This window comes from Microbispora sp. H10885 (assembly GCF_014161415.1).
Classification (GTDB): Bacteria; Actinomycetota; Actinomycetes; order Streptosporangiales; family Streptosporangiaceae; genus Microbispora; species Microbispora triticiradicis.
In genome coordinates this window covers 1-635 of sequence record NZ_JABBWY010000038.1, presented here as the reverse complement: position 1 = coordinate 635, position 635 = coordinate 1, and the positions used below count along the sequence as shown (strand labels likewise).

General features: G+C 65.0%; 1 protein-coding gene. It reads left to right on the top strand.

Going from position 1 to position 635, the window contains the following annotated elements; translation table 11 throughout:
* A partial coding sequence (locus HHX37_RS35385; RefSeq protein ID WP_182888178.1) for a substrate-binding domain-containing protein occupies nucleotides 1-635 on the top strand: 635 nt, incomplete at both ends.

Here is a 635-nt window from a genome sequence, read left to right as displayed (position 1 = left end):
ATCCCGGTGATCAACCTGGACCGGGTGTTCCCCGACAAGCTGTCGTACCGGACCTGGATCGGCGGCGACAACTACGGCATGGGCGTGGCCGCGGGTCACTTCATCGGCAAGACGCTGAAGGACAAGGGTGTGGCCGACCCGGTGATCCTGGAGATCCAGGGCATCGCGACGCTGCCGCTGACCCAGGACCGCAGCAAGGGCTTCGAGGACGCGCTGAAGACCTATGGTTTCAAGGTGACCGCGAAGCAGGACGCGAAGTTCACGGTGGAGTCGGGCACGCAGGTGGCGAGCAACCTGCTGCAGGCGCACAAGAAGATCGACGCGATCTGGAACCACGACGACGACCAGGGCATCGGTGTGCTGGCGGCGATCAAGGAGGCCGGGCGTGAGGAGTTCTTCATGGTCGGCGGTGCCGGTTCGGCGAACGCGATGCGTGACATCAAGGCCGACAGCGGTGTGCTGAAGGCGACGGTGACCTACAGCCCGACGATGGCCGCTTCGGCGATCAAGATCGCCCGGCTCATCGCGCAGGGCAAGGGCATGAGCGACCTGCTGGAGCAGCAGGTGCCGCAGTCCATCACGCTGACGTCGGAGACCGTCACCAAGGACAACGCCGACAAGTACCTGCCCACCGG